Here is a 7,385-nt window from a genome sequence, read left to right on the forward strand (position 1 = left end):
GCGCCGGAACCGGCCGGCGCAAGCCTCTGCCCGCCTTGTCGGGTTGACCAGTTCGGTCGAGGCTGCGCATGTTGCCCTTTGCCTCCGCAAAAGAGATTTTGCCTTGGGGACAAAACAAACTTTAGCCTCGGGACAAACGGAGATTTCCTGATTGACGGACTGGGTTGCAATCCTGAAAGAACAGACCGCCATTGGCGACCAGATGGGCCGCGAGGTGCCGCAGATGCTGGCCAACCCCGACATCAGCGAAACGCAGGTGAGGACGCTCTTTTCCGCCCTGGAGAAACAAGCCGAGTTCGTCGAGAAGCTGCGTATGGCGCTGGAAAAGTTCGGCCATGATTTCTCGATCATCAAGGCCGCGGAACGGCTGGAGGAGCGCTATGCCGACCTTGCCGCATCGGTGGCGGAAAAACTGAAAGCGATGCGCCGTCGGTGAATGCCTCGACCCTGCCTTTGCCCATGGATCCACCTTTGCCCGCGGTGATTGTCGAAAGACAGTAAACGTCAGCGGGTGTTGAAGAGCAATAGGCGGCAACCGGGAAATTCCTCAACCATGTCCAAGAAAAATCCGGCATCAGTCCCGCTGGCCAGAACGGTTACGCCGCCCACCTGTTGACTTTTCTTGGCTTGGCCGCTCCCTCTTGCAGGGCAGTCTTGGCCGAAGCAGATGAACGGCCGGATTCGAATGGAGGGACTGATGAGATTGCGTTTTCTGCTTGTGTTCGCGACCATAATGGCCGCGGTCTTCGGGACGTCCGCCGCAGCCTTCGCTTACAGCGCCCACACCACGACCAATCTTAATGTCCGTAGCGGGCCGGGAGCGGGATATGCCAGGGTCGGAACGCTGCCCGGCGGCTTCAGGGTCAATGTCACCGGCTGCCAGCCGGGCTGGTGCAGAATCCATGGCGGCGGCGTGAGCGGCTGGGCCAGCTCCGGCTATCTCGAACGCTCCCAAATCGTTCGCCCGCCAATCATCATCGTGCGTCCGCCGCATCGGCCGCCACACTGGCACAAGCCGCACCGTCCTCCGCACCATCGGCCGCACAGGCCACGTCCCGGCAAGTGCAAGATCGCGCCCGGCTTCTCCTGCAAATAGGTTCATTTGCGCCGGGTCTGGCGTGACGGGCAGTGCGGCAAATCAATTGCGGCCCTGCCGCCATGTCCATGGCCTGACGGGTACTTCAGCCGTTCGGTGTTTCAGGCGAAAGATGCGCGCGTCCGCGTGGCACGCCAAGACCGGTGTCCGGCGGCTCGCCGGCTGCCGGTCTGTTCTCGATCATGTGCGTGGTGCGCCAGCGGCCGAAACGGTAGTAGGCCGCCGCCAGTACAAGCGAGCTGATCGAACCCACCGGGAAACTCCACCACAGCGCTTCCTCGCCGATCACGCCACGCATGAAATAGGCGAAGCCGGTGCGCACGACCAGCACCGAAATGACCAGGATGATCAACGGCGGCATCACGGCACCCGTGGCTCGTACGGTGGCAAACAGCACGATGGTTATGCCGAACAGAATGAACGACCACGAGGCGACATTGTTAATGTGGACGGCGATGTCGATCGCCGCGCTGTCGCTGCTCAGGAACAGGCTCAGCACCGAACGGTCGAAAACCGACAGCACTGCAACCAGTGCGCCGGTCAGGACCAGGTTGAAGCCGACACCGGAGGCGGCGATGCGGCCGATCCGGTCCCAGCGCCCGGCGCCGACATTTTGCGCCGCCATCGAGGACACCGCGGCGCCGATGGCGAGCGCCGGCATCTGGATATAGGTCCACAGCTGGGCGGCGATGCCGTAGGCGGCGGCGACCTGTGAGCCGTAGGAATTGACGATGCCCATCACCGTCAGTGCCGCCGCCGAAATGACGATCATCTGCAGACCCATCGGCACGCCCTTGACGACGACGATGCGAAGCAAGGTGGGATCGGGCCGCAGCAGGGCGAGGTTGGCGCCGGCCAGCCGCAGCGGATGCCTGCGCACATAGAGCACGATCAGGATGGCGATCACGCTTACCGTCTGGCCGATCAGCGTGGACGTGGCGGAGCCCGCGATGCCGAGTTCGGGAAACGGTCCGATGCCGCGGATGAGCAATTGGTTGAGCACGATGTCGAGGACGACGGCCAGAGCCATGAAGAAGAAGGGCGTGCGTGAATCGCCGGCACCGCGCAGCACGGTCATGACGAAGGACAGAAGGTTCATCATCGGCACGGCGACGAAGATGATGCGCAGATAGGAGCGGGCGAGCGGCAAGGCATCGGCCGGTGTGCCGAGCGTGTTGAGAATGGCGTCGACCCAGATCCAGCCGCAGACCGCGAGGATAACAGAAACGAGGAAGAAGAACGTCGCGCTGGTGCCGACGATGCGGCGCGCCTCGGGCAGGTCGCGGGCACCGACCGACTGGGCCACCAGGATGGTGGCCGCCATGCCGATGCCGAACACGGTGCCGAGGATCAGGAACAGGACGAGGTTGGCGTTGGAGGTGGCGGTCAACGCCGATTCGCCGAGGAAACGGCCGACCCAGACGGCGTTGATCGAACCGTTGAGCGACTGGAGCACGTTGGAGCCGAGCACCGGCAGGGCGAACAGCAGAAGCGTGCGCGGGATCGGGCCGCTGGTCAGGTCGCCGGTGCGCCGGCGCGGGGGATTTTTTTCGTCCATGGCGGGCAGCTCGGCGAAGGTTCGTTTCAAGTCGCGTGCGCGATGATTGCCGATTCAACGGGACAGGTCATGCCGTGATCTAATCATGTTCTCAAAGCTTCCGGAATGGGATATTGATCCTCGATGCGTGGGGCCGCATTCCTACAGTTCTTGGATAAGCCGGGGGGGTCATGTCCGATATTCCGCTATTTTTTGAGCGCCTGAACAGGCGCGCGTTCCTCGGTGCATCCGCCTTGGGTGCCCTGGCTCTTTCGGCGTGCACCACAACAGACATGGCGCCGCCGCCGCCGGTTGCAGCACCGCCGAGCGATCCGGCTTTCGGCGATGCCGCGAGCATGTATGCGGCGCGTGTCGACGAGGGCTATCAACTGCCGGCAATCCCGGTCGCCAAGGTCGATCCGAAGTTCGTGCGCCAGATCGTGACTGACCCGACCGGAGAGAAACCCGGCACGATTGTCGTCGATACGTCTGAGCACTTCCTCTATCTGGTGCGCGACGGCGGCACAGCTATCCGCTATGGCGTCAGCCTTGGCAAAGCCGGTTTCGGATGGACCGGCAGCGCCGTGGTCCAGGCGAGGAAGAAGTGGCCGGTCTGGACGCCGCCACCGGAAATGATCCAGCGCCGGCCGGAATTGGCGAAATACAAGGACGGCATGCCGCCCGGCCCGCAGAGCCCGCTGGGCGCCCGCGCGCTGTATCTGTTCCGCGATGGCAAGGACACGATGTACCGACTGCACGGCACGCCGGAGTGGGATTCCATCGGCAAGAACGCATCGTCGGGCTGTGTGCGCTTCATGAACCAGGACATCATTGACCTTTACAGCCGCGTCAACGGCCCCGCCCAGGTCTTCGTGCGTCCCAACCTGTCGGCTGCCGGCAAGATCATGGCCGTGTCGAGCAGAACCGCCGAGCCGATCGACGCGGGCGTGCCGAGGGACGCGGAGATGTTGCAGTAAGTCTGCACGAATTGTGGACTGCGGCGAAGCAGCTCACCATTCGACAAACACCGACGTGCGGTCAGTACACTACCCCTCCAAGACCGAACCTTTCCGAGGGAGGATAAGCTATCTTGCTCCAAAGAGCCGGCTGCATTCCTCAATGGGATGGAGGCGGAGAGATCAGCTTCGAGTTTGCAGCAGCATCGGCATCTCCGCTGTGCTCAAATGTCAGTCCGCTCGGGCCGATCTGCAGCCGGTATCCCGACATCGCGGCAATAACCACGAGGGTGATCACCGCGAGAACCATCATAAGTTTATTCGGATCCAGCTTGCTCATCTTGTGTCACCGTCAAGGGATTCGAACCACCAGGGAGTGCGCTGAACAAACGTTTCGTCTTCGGCCATATAGTTGTGATCGAACGCTCGAATGGCCGCGCTGAGAGCCTGTGAACGGCTCACTTTGAATCTTCGCGCGCTTTTCTCGATGAGCTCGATCTCGTGTGCCGAGAGCCGAAAGGATACGATTTTCTTCGTCATGCCTGAGACCATAGACTGTGTTGGTTAATCATTTCCTAATTTCGTATTACGCCGCCGTTAGCGCTTGAGAGAGCTCGTGGATGTCCCAGGTTTGATGATACCTCAATCCAGCTCAGCTAGATTGGAACTAAAAAGGTATCTCGTCGTCCAAAGGCTTCTTGTCGTTTTCGGTCGACGCGTCCGAGAGCGGCTTTGTTGGGACAAAGATGTCATTGGCCTTAGTCGTGATCCGGTCGCCCTGGCCGGAATGGGCTACAATCACGCGACAGATAGTGACCAGCTCGTACGGGGTCCGGCTGGAGATGAACATTTCACCGTGATCACCATCCCACGTCGGAACTTGAGTCCGGGCGGTGTAGGTGCCCGCATAAAAAGCGATTCCCCATCCTTCGAGTTGTCTGAGCTGCTCGCCTACCTCCACTGCCGCCTTCAATCTTTCCGACAGCGGAAATGACAGTCGCTGATGCGGCCGTTCCCAAGGCTGAGGCATAAGCGACTCGAGCTTCGTGATGACCGCTGACAGGGCCTCGATGTTCTCTGATGTCGGCTCAGCTTCGCACGAGATCGTTCCCTCATAGCTGTCACGCACAATATTCATCAACATCATGCCGGACCTGATCCGATTTAGTACCACAAGGCTCTTTGCGTCGAGATTGTCGATGTCTTCGTGGCGGGCGCCGTTGACGATAATGTTGGCGACAAGCACGCCCAGTGCAGCAGCCAGGCTCGACAGAGTCTCCATCTGCAGCCGTGTTCCTTGCTCGGCACGCTGGACGGTACGTCTGTCGACTCGGCTCATAGCGGCCAGCTTGTCCTGGGTCATGCCGGCCGCTTCCCGCAGTTCCCTGATTTTGGCGCCGTTCGACATCGTCATTTGCTTTTCCATGTCGCTACTATCTCATTCATCGAGCGACAGTGCTACGCCATGGTAGCGACAGGCGTGCCCATCGAGAAAGTCGCTTTGCGACAGCCTCACTGTGACGCAAGATTTCAGTGCGGCTTGTGCGCGACTCAATCAGGTCGCTTTGTCTGCACGCGGATTCTACGGGGCGTTCGGATGAACCTGCTATGTGTTGGCCGGTTGCTGCAACTCAAGCTATGAGAGGCAAGGCACGATGTGGTTATGCTAGTGCCGCAGATGGGGATGGGGACGGCTATGCCAATACGCAAGGTTTGGCGCGATTGGTTTGGCGAATTTCTAGGAAGCGTCGATGTGTTGGAACTCGACAAGATCGACTTGTGTGACGCTGAGCACGCTGAAAGAAAGTCTGCAGCGCTGGCACTCTTGGCTCGGCTGCTTTCCGAAACGCAGTCGGCATTAGTTCTAGTTGATGCTGGCAGAGATTTGGCATTTCGATCGACCTGCCGCTCAGCGATCGAATGCTCGGTGCATTTGTTTCTGGCTGAGACCGAGGACGGATACATCGATCTCTTGCGATCTGACGACGAGGTCAGTCGGCGATCACGTGCCAAGAAATTCATGGCGAACGGCAGAGGAAAGCTTGCAAAAGAAGCGGAAAAGCACTTGCAAGAGTTCTTGAGGAGAAGTGCCGGGGCAAAGGGGAGGTTCCAAATTTCCGACATACAGACGCCCTTTCCCAGGCAGACCCATGTCTACCGGGAAATATCCGCTGACGCGGCGCATGTGACCTGGACCTCGCTCGTTCGACATCTCCATGAAATTCGACCTGGTTGGATTGAGCTGAAGATCGAACCGTCGATCACCGAAAGCGAACTTGAGGAGGCGGCCTCGATCCTGGCGTTCTCTTTGCTGTCAGGAATGAAGTCTCTTCTGAATCTTGTTCCAGCGTTGGAAGATAAATTCGATCTAGAGACGGTTTTCGAGGCTTACAAGAAAATATACCTGAGTGGAAAACCAAAACTCGCGTAAAAGTAGGAGGCCCGCTCTACCGTTTCCGGGAGCGGGCCTTTTGGTTGATGGTGCCATCCAGGCGGACGCGCCAAGCGCGCCCGTCCGTGCAGTGGTCGTTACTTCTTGGCCAAACCCGGCAGCGTGACCTGATAGACTAGGAACATGGTGTCGACATTGGCGCCGTCTTCGGCCTTGTAGGGCGCGCCGACCTGAAAACCGTCCTGGGCGAGGAAGTCGTTGTCGTTGGCGACGAACAGGAAGTAGTCGTCGGGCAGCTTCGCATCGAGCACGCTGACCACCGACATCGCCTCCCACTTCTCGGACAGGTTATCCTGGTCATTGGGCGCGCCATTGTGCAGGCCGAAGCGGCCGAGCTCGGCACTGTCGTTGATGTCGATGAATGGCGTCAGCTTGGCCGGTGTCACCGATGGGTCGACGACGCCTTTGGGGGCGACCGGCCTGTCAGCGCCGTCGAAGGCGCCGCCGGCGATGTCGGTCGCGGTGGATAGGTCGACGACGTTGACCTGGCGATAGAGCGAGGCGTCGCCCTTCAGGCCCTGGCCGTTGCCGCTGTCGCGCGCCAGCATCAGGAAGCTCTTGTCGGAGAGTGCCACGATCTCGCTCTGCGCGGCGACCTTGGTCTTGCCCTTGGCATCCTTGAACACCGGCAGCGGCACGACATATTCGTGCGCCAATTTGAGATGGGCGAGGTCGGACGTGTCATAGACCAGCGCCCTGGTGTTCTGGCGGGTCGAGCCGGAATCGCCGCCGTCCTGCCTGGCCGCCGACTGCAGCACGGCGATCAGGAACTTGCCGTCGGGCGTCATCGCCATGCCTTCGAGGCCTTGATTGTTCTGGCGGCCGGTGTCGGGATCCTTCGGATCGGGCTCGGCGGCACCGGGTCCCGGATTGTCCGAGGCGAAGTTCGGCGTGCCGTGGCGCATCGGCACCAGCGCAGCCGGTGGCTGGGTTGCCGACAGCAGATGCCCGTCGGCGGAAAACCGATAGATGTTCGGGCCGTATTCGTCGGAGATGAACATCGAACCATCGGGCAGTCGCACGATCGCCTCGTTGTCGAGCGCCAGCTTGCCATTGTCGGCTTGCGGCAGGATCGGCATGTCGCCGCTTGCCGCGCGCACGCCGTTGAGCGGATCCAGGCCTGTGGCATCAGCCCCCTTGTCGTCGGTGAGAAGCATGGTGTCGGCGAGCGTTGCCTTGACGCCGGTCTGCTGCTGGCCGGCAGCAGGTGCCGCACCTGGTGCCACCGGGGTAAACTCGATGGCGACGGTGTTGAGGCGCGGCCGGTAGTCGGTGGTACCGACGACATTGTAGCCGCGATCCGGCAGCAGCCAGAGCGAACCTTTGTAGCCGGCGGCCTCATGC

At 60.7% G+C, this 7,385-nt stretch carries 8 protein-coding genes; 4 read left to right on the plus strand and 4 right to left on the minus strand.

All coding sequences use genetic code 11. The features are described 5' to 3' along the window. Window positions 1-151: 151 nt before the first annotated feature. Window positions 152-436 (plus strand): hypothetical protein, encoded by a 285-nt coding sequence (locus tag EN984_RS15600; RefSeq protein ID WP_127267984.1) that lies wholly within the window; start codon window positions 152-154, stop codon window positions 434-436. Window positions 437-697: 261 nt separating this feature from the next. Next, window positions 698-1,096 carry an SH3 domain-containing protein gene (locus tag EN984_RS15605; protein ID WP_127267983.1) on the plus strand — a complete coding sequence of 133 codons (399 nt, stop codon included), beginning with the start codon at window positions 698-700 and terminating at the stop codon, window positions 1,094-1,096. Between the two features lie 85 nt (window positions 1,097-1,181). Here the strand turns inward: EN984_RS15605 and EN984_RS15610 are convergent, their stop codons facing one another. Next, complete coding sequence (locus EN984_RS15610; protein ID WP_127267982.1) at window positions 1,182-2,654, minus strand: MATE family efflux transporter; 1,473 nt, start codon at window positions 2,652-2,654, stop codon at window positions 1,182-1,184. Between the two features lie 170 nt (window positions 2,655-2,824). Here EN984_RS15610 and EN984_RS15615 point away from each other — a divergent pair, with 170 nt between their 5' ends. Further along, entirely contained in the window at window positions 2,825-3,610 is a 786-nt protein-coding gene (locus EN984_RS15615; protein ID WP_127267981.1) for a L,D-transpeptidase, read from the plus strand. Window positions 3,611-3,749: 139 nt separating this feature from the next. Here EN984_RS15615 and EN984_RS15620 read toward each other — a convergent pair whose 3' ends face one another. Next, the gene (locus tag EN984_RS15620) at window positions 3,750-3,929 is read right to left on the minus strand and encodes a hypothetical protein (RefSeq protein WP_127267980.1); all 180 of its coding nucleotides are present in this window, start codon (window positions 3,927-3,929) and stop codon (window positions 3,750-3,752) included. Window positions 3,930-4,256: 327 nt separating this feature from the next. Next, window positions 4,257-5,015: a helix-turn-helix transcriptional regulator gene (locus EN984_RS15625; protein WP_127267978.1), complete on the minus strand. Its 759-nt coding sequence runs from the start codon at window positions 5,013-5,015 to the stop codon at window positions 4,257-4,259. Window positions 5,016-5,285: 270 nt separating this feature from the next. On the opposite strand from EN984_RS15625, the gene EN984_RS15630 reads away from it, so the two are divergent. After that, on the plus strand, window positions 5,286-6,020 hold the full coding sequence (locus EN984_RS15630; protein WP_127272720.1) for a hypothetical protein: 735 nt from the start codon (window positions 5,286-5,288) through the stop codon (window positions 6,018-6,020). A gap of 98 nt (window positions 6,021-6,118) precedes the next feature. Here the strand turns inward: EN984_RS15630 and EN984_RS15635 are convergent. Beyond that, a partial coding sequence (locus EN984_RS15635; RefSeq protein ID WP_127383820.1) for an esterase-like activity of phytase family protein occupies window positions 6,119-7,385 on the minus strand: 1,267 nt, incomplete at its 5' end.

The organism is Mesorhizobium sp. M7A.F.Ca.CA.004.12.1.1, from assembly GCF_003997835.1.
In the GTDB taxonomy this organism is placed as follows: Bacteria; Pseudomonadota; Alphaproteobacteria; order Rhizobiales; family Rhizobiaceae; genus Mesorhizobium.